The following is a 12,506-nucleotide window of genomic DNA, read 5'->3' as shown; positions in this document are numbered from 1 at the left end:
ATCCTTGGGCCTATTTGCTCTGAGCGGCAGCCTGCACAGCGGCTGCCGGTTTCTTCTTGCCGTCTGCGGTGACGAAGTGCACGCCGGCCGTGGTGCCGTCGATCCAGACCAGTTCGCAGCGCCGGTAGGCGAGCCCCGTCGAGGACAGCAGCAGGAAGAATTCCTTGGCCTGGAGCACGTCGAGCGTGCCCTCGACCTCGATCTTTGCACCGCTTTGCGATATGTCGAGCAAAACGCAACTGCGCCGCCAAGTGCCGTCCGAGCCCATTAGATTGACAGGCTGCTTGTGATCCATTTTTACGCGCATCGCTTTGCGACCGTCGAACTTCATCGGCTAACCCCCATCTTCGGGCTGCGATTTCCCGGGTCGCCTGTGCTGGCGTTTGCTACTATTTGCCCCCATCGCACTGTCCATTGGCTGGTGGACAGAAGCAGCGTCTCGAAGATCCGTTGCGCGCGCTCGCGCTCGGAATAGGAGAGCCTTTTTCCGCTGCGGTTGCTCAGGATGGTAAGGGTGGTCTGCCAGTTTAGCCGCGACGCCCGACACGCCATGACCAGCCCCTCGCAATCGTCATCGCTCGCGACATGCTCGATAATTTCGAGCGGCGCCCCTGAAAGCACCGACAGCGCCGTGAATAAATTGGCCGTCTCGCCGCGGATCGCAAAGCGGTTCACCGTGGAATCGTTGAGCTTGCCGATGCGGTTGAGGGCGACGATCTCGGGCCTCGCGCCCGCGTAGTCGGCCCGGCAAGGCCGCTTTGGCGGAGCCGGCTCCGCTTCCGGCACCGGCGCTGCGGCGGACGGGGCGGGTGCCTTCCGGGCTGGTGGGGCGGAGAGCAGCTTGCGCACGACCAGATCGGGCGTGCCGGGCCGGAGCACCAGCGCCTTCGCGATCTCGCCGTCCTGGTCGGCCTTGGCAATTAGCGCTGCATAGGCTGCGTCGGAGAATTTCGTTCCCTGGTTCTTGATCAGGTCAAGGCAGATCGGGCCGCCGTGCTTGATCAGCGCCTCAGTCACCGTCGGCGCGATGTCGCTGCGCGCGGCGATCGCGCGTCGATGCCACTCGCCACGGGAGTCAATGACAGCCTCGAGATCGGCTGCGGAAAGTGCACGCGACTTGAGCAACACAGGACATGCCACGTCCGGACTATCGTGCGAGGCGAGACGCCACAATGTTTCGGGAGGCGCGATGTCAAGTTCCGCGAGCGCCGTGCTGAGCTGAACCAGTGCGCTGGCCTCGACCCGTTCCGTCAATCGCAGCAGAACACCGTCGACCACGTTGACGAGCAATTCCCGGCACTGGCCGCGGCTGCCAGTGAGCAACTGCACCATGCCGGCGAGAATGCGTGCGCAACGGTGCGGTGGGTAGGTTGCGACCACCTCTTCCAATTCAGCAAGAATATCAGCAGGCGAATTTGCCATCATGGCAGGGGCCTGACCTAAAATTAATTTGGACTATCGAACTGCACCTATTCCGCCCGACAGACGTTAATTTGAAGTTTGGATTTTGCTCGTCTAGGTATATCTGCACCGCTGGCCACACGGAAAACGCTATCGAAAATTGGCGAGATTTGATGCGCCGCCTTGTCCTTGGACTTCGACGCTCGCCAACTGGTCGGCATAGTTCGAAGTGATTCTTTCAGACTTAAGGCACACGGAGCGCAGAAGCGGGCCGGCATCGTCGCCGGACGCGTGTGTTGCGACGCGAAGTTCATATTGCCATGAATAGAAGTGATGATCCGCCGACGCTGGCGCCAAAGGTATTTCGCTTCCGACGTCGATGAATTTCGAAACGCCATACGAGGGCTCGACTTCGAGTTCACGCCTTTTGTACGGAGGATTTCGGCCGAGCAGAGTATTCTGTCGCTACCCGGCTGCGACCTGAATTTGACGCGGGCATTTCCGCGGGTCGTCGACGCACAGCTCGTCGAGAATTGTACCGCGATCGGATTCACGATGGACGATTTGGACGTGACCGTTCGATTCAACGGCGCGCGGCGTATACGACCCGTTATCGTCATCGGCAGCGGCGGCGCGGCTTACACCATCATCGAGGAGGTGCAGCGGCAAATCGCCTCGGTGGTGTTCAGGCCGGAGGTGACGGATCGCGGCTGGCCACAAGCAACCCTCTGCTTCAACATCTTCGAAACGACCGCTGCGGGCTTGAGCCGGCTTCGCGGTGTGGTCCGGGAAGTCTTGGAAGCCGCGTCGGAGCCCGTCGCCTCGCCCGACTTGCCGCTGAAGGCGGCCGGCATGAAGGAGACCCTGCTCGGCGCTGTGGACGCAATTTTCGAAAGTATCGTTCCCGCGCGATGGACCCTGCGCCCCAATGACGAGCGCAACTTCAAAGTCTTTCAGGACATCCGCGCGCTGCTTTCCGACGACCTCTCGCTGCCCATCTACAGCGACGAGATCGCGCGCAAACTCGGCTTGTCCGTTCGCACCATGCACGACGTCGCCCGCCGCTATCGTGGAATGAGCCTGCACCGCTACTTGCGCCTGCGGCGGCTGTGGCTGGTGCGTCAGCGGCTGCTCGCGGGTGCCGATAGTGTCAAGGCCGTCGCGCTGGCGTTCGGCTTCTGGCATCTCGGCGACTTCTCCAGAAGCTATCGCGACCAGTTCGGCGAGACACCGTCGCAAACGCTTGAATCCGGACGGCGAACTTAGCGCGTCAAAACGTTGAGGGCCGGCCTGATGATCCGTGCTAGACTGCTGCCCATGAGCAATCGCATTCTCGTCCTCTACGGTTCCTACCGTTCCGACCGCATGGGCATACGCCTGGCGAATTTCGTCATCGATCGCCTGCGCGCCCGCGGCGACGACGTCGTGTTTATCGACGCCAAGGCGATCGGCCTGCCGATGCTCGATCGCATGTACAAGGAATACCCCAAGGGCTCCGCACCCGAGGCGCTGGAGAAGCTCGCCGGAGAGATCCGCGGCGCCGATGGTTTCGTCTTCGTCACTGGCGAATACAATTGGGGCATCCAGCCGGGCCTGAAGAATCTTACCGACCACTTCCTCGAGGAGTGGTTCTGGCGCCCAGCCGCGATCGTGAGCTACTCGGCCGGCCGCCTGTCCGGCGCGCGTGCCTCGACCGCCTGGCATGGCACGTTGTCGGAGATGGGCATGGTGGTGGTGTCGAGCACCATCGGCGTCGGCCCGATCGCACAGACGCTGTCGGAAGCGGGTGAACCGATCGGCGAGGGCGGCAAAGCGCTGGAACGCTCGTTCCCGCGCTTCGCCGACGATCTCGCATGGTGGATCGAGGCGGCCAAGGCGCAGCGGGCGCGCAAGGCGCCGCCGTACTAAGTCCTTACGCCGACCTGACCTCACCGAGGAAGCGGTCGAACTGTCCGGCGAGATCGCGTGACTGGGACGAGAGCTGCTCGGCTGCGCCCAGCACCTCCCGCGCGGCCGTACCGGTGTCGTCGGCGGCGCGCTGCACGCCTGAAATGTTGGTGTTGACCTCCTGGGTGCCGCGCGCGGCTTCCTGGACGCTGCGGGCGATCTCCTTGGTCGCCGAGCCCTGTTCCTCGATCGCGGCCGCGATCGCGGTGCCGATCTGGTCGATCTCGCCGATGACGTCGGCGACGTTGCGGATCGCGGTGACGGTCTCGTCGCTCGCGGCCTGGATCGCCGAAATCTGCTCGGAGATTTCGGTGGTGGCCTTGGCGGTCTGGCCCGCCAGCGATTTCACCTCGGCAGCAACTACCGCGAAGCCGCGGCCGGCGTCGCCGGCGCGGGCGGCCTCGATGGTCGCGTTCAACGCCAGCAAATTGGTCTGCTCGGCGATGCTCTGGATCAGCGTGACGACGTCGCCGATCTTCTGCGCGCCCTCGGCCAGCGCACGGGCGGTGTCGCCGGTGCGGCGGGCGTTGTCGACGGCGCGGGCCGCGATCTCGGTGGACTGGGCCACTTGACGGGCGATCTCCGAAATCGAAGAGGTCAGCTCCTCGGTGGCGCTCGCGACCGTCTGCACGTTGCTCGATGTCTGCTGTGAGGCGGCGGCGACGACGGCGGCCTGGCTGTTGGTCTGGGCAGCCGTCGAGGTCATCGACTGCGCCGTGCTTTCCATGGTGGCTGAAGCGCGGGACAAGCCGCCGACGAGCTCGGTGACCTTGGCTTCGAACGCGCGGGTGATCCCGTCGAGCGCCTGTGCGCGGCGCATCTTGCCGTCGTTCTCGGCCTGCTTCTCCGCCGCGAGGCTGTCGGCCCGGATCATGTTGTCCTTGAACACCCGGACGGCTGCGGCCATCGCGCCGATTTCATCGGAACGTTCGGCGCCGGGAATCTCTTCCGCGACCTCGCCGTCGGCGAGCCGCGACATCCGCGTGGTCAGGTTGACGATCGGGGCGCAGACGCGGCGGCGGACCGTGACGATGAGGCCGGCGCTGGCGATCAGCACGGCGAGGAGGCCCGCGAGTGCGATGGTGAAGCTGGTGTGGGCCGCAGTGGAGGCACCGGCGAGAATCTGCTCGGCGTTGTCGTAGAAGGCGTCGCGGACCTCGATAATGGTGCTGAGGCCGCGCTGCGTGGCGGTGTAATAGGTGTCCATGTCGTGTTCGTACTTGCCGGTGACCGCACCCTCCTTCACCAGCTTGAGCTCGCGGCCGAACTCTTCGATGTAGATCGCGTTGAATTTTTCCAGCGCGGCGGCGACGTTCGCCGGCGTTGCGGGATTGCCGCGCAACTCCAGCAGCGACATCACGATCTGATCGTTGCGGCCCTGCGAGCGGCTGATCTCGGCCTTCTCGGCATCGGTCGCCGGTTTCTTGCCGCCGACGAGATTCTTGTGCAGGCTGGAGTTGAAGCCGCCCACGTCGCGCAATGTCATCGCGATGTTGGCGTAGCTGGCCTGCCGGTAGGCATCGCCGTTGAGGATCGCCATGCGGCGAACCTGCTCGTTGAGCAGCGCGGTCACGCCGGCGTTGAGCACGGCGTTGTCGGCGACGATCTTCTTGGCGGCATCCTTGCGCGCCTCCGGCGGGCCTGCCATCGCCTTGTCGATGGCTTCGCGCAGCGCCGTGAACTTCGAATTGATGGCGTCGATGTTGCCGCCGGTGGTGTTGCCGTCATCGAACGGGCCGGGCAGGTCCTTGCGCAGCGCGTTCATCCTGTCGCGGGCGGCATCGGTCTGCTTGCGCAGCTTGTCCTGCTCGGCAAGCAGCGCCGGGTCGACCGCGGGAGGGCCGTAGAGGATGTTGGTGGAAAAGCCGCGCTCGGGATTGAGGTAGCGCGGGATGTCGCTGACGGCGCGGACGATCGCCAGCCGCCCCTGCGCTTCGGTGATCCGTTCCATCGTCTGGTATTTCGTCACGGCGACGTAGACGGCGAGGCCGCCGCCCACTGTCGAGAGCGAGACGATGGCGGTGGTCAGGAGCGTACCGATTTTCATGATTCTGTCCGGCAACTGGCGCGGGAAATTATTTGCACGGACAATAGGCAGGCGATGTTAATCCCGGGTTTACGCTGGTGGCTGCGGTCACTTGGGCTGTCGGTCAAGGGCCGCGAGGATATCGAGCGTTGCCTGATCGCGCTTGTCCGAAAAATACCGGGCGAGCGCCTCGTCGAAAACGGGCTCATCGGACACCGCGTCGAACAGCGTCATCGACGAGCGGAATTTGGCATCATCGGGCGCGCCGAGGATGGCGTTGATGGTCCGGCCCTCGACGGCGAGCACGAGCCGCGTGCATTCGATCAGGCGCGGACCGAGGATGGGGTGGGCGAGATAGGCCTGGGCCTCGGCGCGGGAGGTGATGGCGTAGCGCTGGGACATGGCGCTGAAGCCGAGACCGGCGACCTGCGGGAAGACGAACCACATCCAGTGGCTCTGCTTTCGGCCCCGGGTCAGCTCCCCCTGGACGTCGCCATAGACCGGGTCCTGGGCCCGGACAAAGCGCTCTAGATCGAACGGATCGGTCATAAGATACCTTGGGATACCCTGGAATGGCTTGCCGGGGCCCTTGCCGGCCGCGATTATGCCTAACTTTTGGCTCCCAATGTGGTAGCTGGTAGAGAATCTCCGGGTGGGGGTGGGTCCCCTCGGGGGTCGATTTTGGGGATCTGATGGTTTCCGACCGGGCACGAGCCGAGGGGCTATTGTCGCGCCGCCGTATTGGGCGAGCCGAGACGATATTGCTGTCTCTGGCCGCCGTCGCGCTGGCACTGGGCGCTGCCGCCTGGGTCGCGGATATCGGCGGTTCGGCCTCGCTGGTCACCGCCGCACTGCCGCCGGCCAATGCGCCTTCGTTCGATGATCGATTCGCTTCGGCTTCCAGCAGTCCGCCCGCCCGCGAGCTCGGCCTGCGAACGCTGGAGCGCTCCGCGGTCAATGCAGTCCAGCTCAAATTGCGCGATGCCAAGGCGATGCTCGCCCAGAAGCTCCAGGGCGACGACTGGCGCTCGACCCTGACCGATGACGACCGGCATATGTCCGAGGAGACGAGACAATCGCAGCGTGCTGACGCCATCCCGATGCCGCGCTCGCGCCCGCCCCAGGCGGACATCTCCGCCCAGATTGCCTCGAGCCAGGCTTATGCCGAGACCAACCCCCGGGTCGACAACCGCAATTTCTTCGAAAAATTCACCGACAAGATCAGGCTGGCCTCGCTGACGCCCGACAGCGGCCTGTTCGGCAAGGCGCCGGATCTCGCCGCGCTTGGCTACGATTCGCGCACCGCGGTCTACGACATCTCGGCCAAGGCGCTTTACCTGCCGAGCGGCATCGCGCTGGAAGCGCATTCCGGCATGGGCGCGCTGATGGACGACCCGGAGCACGTCGACCAGCGCATGGTTGGCGCGACCCCGCCTGCGACCTACGACCTGAAGCCGCGCGAAAAACTGTTTCACGGCGTCCGCGCACTGCGCTTGACGCCCGCCGAGGGCACCAGCGCGCTCGGCCGCGTCGGCCTGCTCACCCACAATTACATGCTCGGGCCTCGTGGCGACTCCAACGGCTGCGTTTCGATCAAGGACTATGATCGATTCATGAAAGCCTACGACAACGGTGAGTTCAACCGTCTGGTCGTGGTGCCGAGGCTGACCCCATCGGCGACCGCCTCGCAGCGCGCGAGCACCGAGTCCTGATATCTGCTCCGGATATTGGCCTGCTACGGCGGGGCTGCCGTTTTCCTTTCGTTAAGCCGTCATCGTCCAGAAGCAGCCCATGAGTGATCCGCAAAGTTCCGAGACCCCGCTGCGCACGACGTTCAAGATCAAGCTGAACGGCGACACGCTGGCGATCGCGACCGTCGGCCAGGCCTATCAATTCCTCACCAATTTCAAATCGGTCGAGTGGATGGAATTCCGCTCGCTGCATGAAGACGCGGTCGCGGCGCTCGAAGGTGCCGCCGAGAACGCCATGCTCGTGGTGCAGGCGACCAACGCCGTGCGCGCGCTGTTTGTGAGCGCCAAGCTGCTCTGAGAGCGACACGGGAAATTTGGGAAGATTCCCGGATTGCGCTGCGCTCCATCCGGGCTACCGCTCACTAGTTGAACTCCGCTATAGCAACAGGCCATGGTCTGCGAAGATCGCGCTCAAGCCGATACGTTGAAACATAGTTCAGGGAGAGACCATCATGAAACGCCGTACATTCCTCAAGGGCGGCGCGGTTGCCGGCGCGACGACGCTGGTTGCCGCACCTGCGATCGCGCAAAGCGCGCCCGAGATCAAATGGCGCCTGACCTCGAGCTTCCCGAAGTCGCTGGACACTATCTACGGCACCGCTCAGACTTTTGCGAAATATGTTGCCGAGGCCACCGACAACAAATTCCAGATCCAGACCTTCGCGGCCGGCGAGCTCGTTCCCGGCCTGCAGGCGCTCGATGCGGTCAGCACCGCTTCTGTCGACATGGCGCAGACCCCGCTCTATTTCTACATCGGCAAGGAGCCGGCGCTGGCCTATGCCACCGGCGCGCCGTTCGGCATGAACCATCGCCATCAGGAATCCTGGTGGCATTTCGGCGGCGGCGCCGACCTCACCAACGAGGCGCTGAAGCCGTTCAAGGCGCACGCCATCCTCTGCGGCAATTCCGGCACCCAGATGGGCGGCTGGTTCCGCAAGGAGATCAAGACCGTCGACGATCTCAAGGGCCTGAAATTCCGCATCGCCGGCATGGGTGGTCATGTGCTGGCGCGGCTCGGCGTGGTCCCGCAGCAGATCGCGGGCGGCGACATCTATCCGGCGCTGGAGAAGGGCACGATCGACGCAGTCGAATTCGTCGGCCCCTATGACGACGAGAAGCTCGGCTTCCAGAAGGTCGCCAAATATTACTACTTCCCCGGCTGGTGGGAAGGCGGCGCCATGCTGCACATGATCGTCAACGACGAGAAGTGGGCGTCGCTGCCGAAGCAGTACCAGGCGATCGTCAACCAGGCCGCGTCGGCCGCGGGCGCCTGGATGCTCGAGAAATACGACAGCGTGAATCCGGCGGCGCTGAAGCGGCTGATCGCCAATGGCGCGGAGCTGAAGGCGTTTCCGCAGCCGGTGCTGGAGGCCTGCTACACCGCGACCCAGGACCATCTGAACGAGCTCGCCATCAAGAGCGACCTGTTCAAGCGCACCAAGGAAAGCCACGACGCCTATATGAAGGAGCTGCTGTTCTACACGCAGATCGCGGAGAATTTTTACGACAATTATCTGCTCGGCAAGATGCGCAACAAGGCTTGATCGCGCAAACTCCCGTAGGGTGGGCAAAGGCGCACTTGCGCCGTGCCCACCACTGCTTGCTTGACTCGCCATGGTGGGCACGCTTCCGCCTTCGCTCGTCGAGCTACGGCGGACAAGTCGCTTTGCCCACCCTATGGCATCTATCGTGCGCTGAATTAAGCCGCCCCCAGCCCCAGCTTCTCATAGATCCGGCGCGCATAGGCGCCGAACGCGTCCGTCGTCTTCAGCGGCAGAGCCCGTGGGAAGGGCAGGTCGATGGGGAAATAATCGGCCATCTTCGCAGGTCCCGCCGTCAGCACGGCGCAGTGCGAGGACAGGAACACGGCCTCCTGGATTGAGTGCGTGATGAAGATGATGGTCTTGCCGCTCTCGCGCCAGATCCGCAGCATCTCTAGATTCATCTGCTCGCGCGTCAGCGCGTCCAGCGCGCCGAACGGCTCGTCCATCAGGATCAGTTTCGGGTCGTGAATGAAGGCGCGCGCGATGGCGGTGCGCTGCTGCATGCCGCCGGACAACTCTCGCGGATATTTCTGCTCGTAGCCGGCAAGACCCACCAGATTGAGCAGATCGCGCGCCCGCTCGCGCGCGGCCTTCATCGGAAGACCGACGATCTCTGCCGGCAGCAGCACGTTGTCCAGGATGGTCCGCCATTTCAGCAGCAACGCCTGCTGGAACACCATGCCAATGTCGCGGGTCGGATCGAACGGGCTTTTGGCGTTGCCGATCTTCACCGTGCCGCCGTCGGCGTCGTGCAAGCCGGCCAAAATCTTCATCACGGTGGTCTTGCCGCAGCCGGACGGGCCGACCAGCGAGACCAGCTCACCCTCCTGCACGTCCATGGTGACGTCGGACACCGCCAGGAATTCGGCGCCGCCGCTGCGATAGACCTTGCGGACGCCGTGCAGGCTGATAAAGGGGCTTGAGCTCATGCCAGCCATTTATCCAAGTTTGCGGCCACGAACGCGTCGTCGCTGAGGTCGGAATGCTCGCGGTACACGCGCTCGATCTCGTCCTTCTGGCCGGGGCTCAGGCCCTCGTTCGGATCGAGGCACCACAGGCCCTGCATCAGGCCCTGCCGTCGCAGCACCTCATGGCAGCCGGCGATGCAGCCGTGAAAATCGTTGGCGACGTCGAAGAATGCGCTGTTGCAATCGGTGACGCGGGCATCGAGCGCGAGCAAATCGGCCGGCACGCTGTCCTTGTGCCGTGCCGCTTTGCAGCGCTCGAACTGTTTGATCGCGCTCGCCGTCCACACCGACCAGTGGCCGAGCAGGCCGCCTTTGAAATAAGTGCGCGTGGTGACGCCGTTGTCGCGGAGGTCGAACGGCAGCATCAGGTCGAGCAGGATGTGGTCGTCATTGCCGGTATAGAGCGCAACGCGGTCGAGCGCGCCGGCTGCCGCGACGCCGCGCAAAACATCAAGGGTCCGGTAGCGGTTGAACGGCGCGATCTTGATCGCGATGACATTGTCGATCGAGGCAAAGCGCTGCCAGAACCGGCTCGACAGGACCACGCCGCCGACCGTCGGCTGAAGATAGAAGCCGACCAGCGGAATTTCGGCTGCGACCGCTGCGCAATGCGCGATGATCTCGTCCTCCGACGCCCTCTTCATCGCAGCGAGACTGAGGAGCCCTGCGTGATAGCCGATGTCGCGCGCGGTGCGGGCTTCAGCGGTGGCCTGCCTAGTCGGACCGGCGAGGCCCGCGACCAGCGCCAGCGGACGCTTGGTCCAGTTCGCCGCCGTCTCGGCGGCGAGCTCCAGCACGGGACGATAGAGGCCGACGTCACGGATCGCGAACTGCGTGGTGTGCACGCCGACCGCAAGGCCGCCGGAGCCGGCTTCGATGTAATAGCGCGTCAGCGCGCGCTGATGCTTTTTGTCGAGCTGGCGTTCGGCGGTGAGCGCGAGGGGATGCGCCGGCAGCACGGTGCCGTCGGCGATCAGCTTGCGGATCTCGCTGTTGATCTGGCTGTGGTGCATGATGTCCTATCCGAATTCAGGGCCGGCGACGGCGAATGGCATGTCTTCACCCGCGGTCTTAGCGGGGCCGAACCGCATGCGCTGGAACGGGCGCTCGATGATCCAGCCGGATGCGGTCAATCCTTCAGGGAACGCGGCTTGCGACGCGACGGCATCGAGCAGCAGCGGTCCGGTCTCCGATCGCGCGATGGCATCGACCAGGGTCAGCGCGGCTGCCGCGTCGTCGGCAAGCAGCGGGCCGATATGGCGGGCGGTACGTCCGTCGCGAACCAGCGCGATGGCGCCGTTCGCGGAGACGATGCGCGAGCCGGAACGCTGCGCGAAGTTGGAGAGCAGGGCGGTTCGATCGAGGCCCGTGGCGCGCCGGTCGCGCGCGCGGAGCGCGTCGAGTGTCGCGGACGAAGGTGCCTGCCCGGACGCGGATGCCGATTTCACCAGCTTGAGCCGGCGCAATTGCAGGGTCGGCGTGAACCCGAGCGGCCCATAGACGGCAGCACCGTCCGGGGTTGCGTCGAGCCAGCTCGTCAGGCCGCGTTCGCGCGCCATCGCCAGGCAGGCGTCGACGAGCCGCGTGGCGAGACCGCGTCGGCGATGGCTTGCCGTCACCAGCACCATGCTGATCCAGGCGTTGTCGCCGGGGTAGGGCAGGAGTGCTGCGGTCGCGACCAGTTGCGCGCCATCACGGATGCCGAACGCGACGCCGTCGCTTAGGAAAAACCGCCAGTCGTCTTCATTCTGGTTCCAGTGCGCCTCTGTCGAGAGCGCGAGGCCCGCCGCAGCATCCTCGACGCCAAGCCGGATGATGCGCGGATCGTCAGTAGCGTCCATCGCGCACCTCGTATTTGGTGGGCTTGCCGAGGCTCGGCATGGCGCGCGACACCCAATCCGCCGTCCAGGCGATCAGCTGCTCGGTGTCGACGATCGGCAGGCCGAAAAGCTCGACTGCCTTGGACGTGTCGGTCAGCCACGCGGTCGGCTCTTCGTTTCCTGTCAGCACCGGCATACGGCCGAACCTGGCGCCGAATCTTGCTGCGAGGTCGCGCACCGCCAAAATCTCGTGGCCGCTGACATTGATCGGCGAGGTCGGCGCTGTGCAATGCGCGAGGCAGCGCAGCGCCTGCGATGAGGCATCGCCCTGCCAGATGAAATTGACATGACCGATGCTGAGGTCGATCGGCGTGCCCGTGAGCACTTTCAAGGCGATGTCGTGCAGCACGCCATAGCGCATGTCGATCGCGTAGTTGAGGCGGAATAGCCGCCCGGGCGTTCCGAACTTGCGCGAAAAATACTCGAACATGCGCTCGCGGCCCACGCAGGACTGGGCGTACTCGCCGGGCGGGTTCGGCGCCATGTCCTCGCCCGATCCTTTGCCGTCGACGGGGACGAACGGATAGATGCAGCCGGTCGAGAACGCCACGATCCGCGACGAGGGGAAGGCCTGCGCGATCAGTGCCGGCACGTGCGCATTCATCGCCCAGGTCAGCGAGAGATCGCCCTCAGCGCCGAATTTGCGGCCGGCCATGAAGACAATGTTGGGCGCCTTCGGCAGCGCCTGGATCGCGGTCTCGTCCATTAGGTCGCAATTGATAGTCTCGACGCCACGCGCGTGCAGCCAGTCCTTGACGCCGGCGTCGCTGAAGCGGGCGACGCCGATGACACGGCGATCGGGCGCTGCGGCCTTGGCAAGCCCCGCCAGCGTCGGCCCCATCTTGCCGGCGACGCCGAGGATCATGATGTCGCCGTCGACCGGGGCGAGGTCGTCGATCAATGCCTGGGTCGGCCGGCACAGGAGATCGTCGAGCGCAGCGATATCAGGGATGGTCTTCGGCAGGTTCTGGCGGGTGAGGAGCATGGTT

At 64.6% G+C, this 12,506-nt stretch carries 13 protein-coding genes; 5 read left to right on the top strand and 8 right to left on the bottom strand.

Annotation, left to right across the window (positions count from 1 at the left end):
- Positions 1-10: 10 nt before the first annotated feature.
- On the bottom strand, positions 11-331 hold the full coding sequence (locus RX329_RS25160) for a PilZ domain-containing protein (protein ID WP_085353016.1): 321 nt from the start codon (positions 329-331) through the stop codon (positions 11-13).
- Positions 328-1,425: a DUF2336 domain-containing protein gene (locus RX329_RS25155; protein ID WP_085353018.1), complete on the bottom strand. Its 1,098-nt coding sequence runs from the start codon at positions 1,423-1,425 to the stop codon at positions 328-330. The genes RX329_RS25160 and RX329_RS25155 overlap by 4 nt, the downstream gene beginning before the upstream one ends.
- A gap of 546 nt (positions 1,426-1,971) precedes the next feature.
- Here RX329_RS25155 and RX329_RS25150 point away from each other — a divergent pair.
- Both RX329_RS25150 and RX329_RS25145 read left to right on the top strand, forming a co-directional pair.
- Positions 1,972-2,667 (top strand): AraC family transcriptional regulator, encoded by a 696-nt coding sequence (locus RX329_RS25150; protein ID WP_240544119.1) that lies wholly within the window; start codon positions 1,972-1,974, stop codon positions 2,665-2,667.
- 51 nt (positions 2,668-2,718) lie between these two features.
- Positions 2,719-3,309 carry an NADPH-dependent FMN reductase gene (locus RX329_RS25145; RefSeq protein WP_085353019.1) on the top strand — a complete coding sequence of 197 codons (591 nt, stop codon included), beginning with the start codon at positions 2,719-2,721 and terminating at the stop codon, positions 3,307-3,309.
- A gap of 4 nt (positions 3,310-3,313) precedes the next feature.
- On the opposite strand, the gene RX329_RS25140 is transcribed toward RX329_RS25145, so the two are convergent.
- A complete protein-coding gene (locus tag RX329_RS25140; RefSeq protein ID WP_085353021.1) occupies positions 3,314-5,395 on the bottom strand; it encodes a methyl-accepting chemotaxis protein in 2,082 nt (693 codons plus the stop codon).
- A gap of 87 nt (positions 5,396-5,482) precedes the next feature.
- On the bottom strand, positions 5,483-5,923 hold the full coding sequence (locus RX329_RS25135) for a DUF1810 domain-containing protein (protein ID WP_018454555.1): 441 nt from the start codon (positions 5,921-5,923) through the stop codon (positions 5,483-5,485).
- Between the two features lie 212 nt (positions 5,924-6,135).
- On the opposite strand from RX329_RS25135, the gene RX329_RS25130 reads away from it, so the two are divergent.
- The 3 genes from RX329_RS25130 to RX329_RS25120 all read left to right on the top strand — a co-directional run bounded on the left by RX329_RS25130 (position 6,136) and on the right by RX329_RS25120 (position 8,669).
- On the top strand, positions 6,136-7,086 hold the full coding sequence (locus tag RX329_RS25130) for a DUF2778 domain-containing protein (protein ID WP_085354381.1): 951 nt from the start codon (positions 6,136-6,138) through the stop codon (positions 7,084-7,086).
- Between the two features lie 79 nt (positions 7,087-7,165).
- The gene (locus tag RX329_RS25125; protein WP_007609546.1) at positions 7,166-7,423 is read left to right on the top strand and encodes a hypothetical protein; all 258 of its coding nucleotides are present in this window, start codon (positions 7,166-7,168) and stop codon (positions 7,421-7,423) included.
- A 154-nt stretch (positions 7,424-7,577) separates the two neighbouring features.
- Positions 7,578-8,669 (top strand): TRAP transporter substrate-binding protein, encoded by a 1,092-nt coding sequence (locus tag RX329_RS25120; protein WP_018454553.1) that lies wholly within the window; start codon positions 7,578-7,580, stop codon positions 8,667-8,669.
- Positions 8,670-8,824: 155 nt separating this feature from the next.
- Here RX329_RS25120 and RX329_RS25115 read toward each other — a convergent pair whose 3' ends face one another.
- Genes RX329_RS25115 through RX329_RS25100 form a run of 4 tightly spaced genes read right to left on the bottom strand, consistent with a single transcriptional unit; the run spans position 8,825 to position 12,502 of the window.
- Positions 8,825-9,607, bottom strand: a complete 783-nt coding sequence (locus RX329_RS25115; protein ID WP_018454552.1) for an ABC transporter ATP-binding protein — start codon at positions 9,605-9,607, stop codon at positions 8,825-8,827.
- Positions 9,595-10,650 (bottom strand): dihydrodipicolinate synthase family protein, encoded by a 1,056-nt coding sequence (locus RX329_RS25110; RefSeq protein ID WP_085353567.1) that lies wholly within the window; start codon positions 10,648-10,650, stop codon positions 9,595-9,597. Before RX329_RS25110 ends, RX329_RS25115 begins: the two co-directional genes overlap by 13 nt.
- Before the next feature lie 6 nt (positions 10,651-10,656).
- Positions 10,657-11,478 carry a GNAT family N-acetyltransferase gene (locus tag RX329_RS25105; RefSeq protein ID WP_085353566.1) on the bottom strand — a complete coding sequence of 274 codons (822 nt, stop codon included), beginning with the start codon at positions 11,476-11,478 and terminating at the stop codon, positions 10,657-10,659.
- On the bottom strand, positions 11,465-12,502 hold the full coding sequence (locus RX329_RS25100; RefSeq protein ID WP_085353565.1) for an NAD-dependent epimerase/dehydratase family protein: 1,038 nt from the start codon (positions 12,500-12,502) through the stop codon (positions 11,465-11,467). The genes RX329_RS25105 and RX329_RS25100 overlap by 14 nt, the downstream gene beginning before the upstream one ends.
- Between the last annotated feature and the right edge of the window lie 4 nt (positions 12,503-12,506).

It is taken from the genome of Bradyrhizobium sp. BWC-3-1, assembly GCF_032917965.1.
GTDB lineage: Bacteria > Pseudomonadota > Alphaproteobacteria > Rhizobiales > Xanthobacteraceae > Bradyrhizobium > Bradyrhizobium canariense_D.
The sequence above is the reverse complement of the archived record's forward strand: the minus strand, read 5'-3'. Positions and strand labels throughout refer to the sequence as shown.

Coding starts and splice junctions, on each gene's coding strand:
- RX329_RS25140 (WP_085353021.1), bottom strand. CDS start 5,395: ATGAAAATCGGTACGCTCCTGACCACCGCCATCGTCTCGCTCTCGACA.
- RX329_RS25110 (WP_085353567.1), bottom strand. CDS start 10,650: ATGCACCACAGCCAGATCAACAGCGAGATCCGCAAGCTGATCGCCGAC.
- RX329_RS25160 (WP_085353016.1), bottom strand. CDS start 331: ATGAAGTTCGACGGTCGCAAAGCGATGCGCGTAAAAATGGATCACAAG.
- RX329_RS25115 (WP_018454552.1), bottom strand. CDS start 9,607: ATGGCTGGCATGAGCTCAAGCCCCTTTATCAGCCTGCACGGCGTCCGC.
- RX329_RS25155 (WP_085353018.1), bottom strand. CDS start 1,425: ATGATGGCAAATTCGCCTGCTGATATTCTTGCTGAATTGGAAGAGGTG.
- RX329_RS25145 (WP_085353019.1), top strand. CDS start 2,719: ATGAGCAATCGCATTCTCGTCCTCTACGGTTCCTACCGTTCCGACCGC.
- RX329_RS25105 (WP_085353566.1), bottom strand. CDS start 11,478: ATGGACGCTACTGACGATCCGCGCATCATCCGGCTTGGCGTCGAGGAT.
- RX329_RS25120 (WP_018454553.1), top strand. CDS start 7,578: ATGAAACGCCGTACATTCCTCAAGGGCGGCGCGGTTGCCGGCGCGACG.
- RX329_RS25125 (WP_007609546.1), top strand. CDS start 7,166: ATGAGTGATCCGCAAAGTTCCGAGACCCCGCTGCGCACGACGTTCAAG.
- RX329_RS25135 (WP_018454555.1), bottom strand. CDS start 5,923: ATGACCGATCCGTTCGATCTAGAGCGCTTTGTCCGGGCCCAGGACCCG.
- RX329_RS25100 (WP_085353565.1), bottom strand. CDS start 12,502: ATGCTCCTCACCCGCCAGAACCTGCCGAAGACCATCCCTGATATCGCT.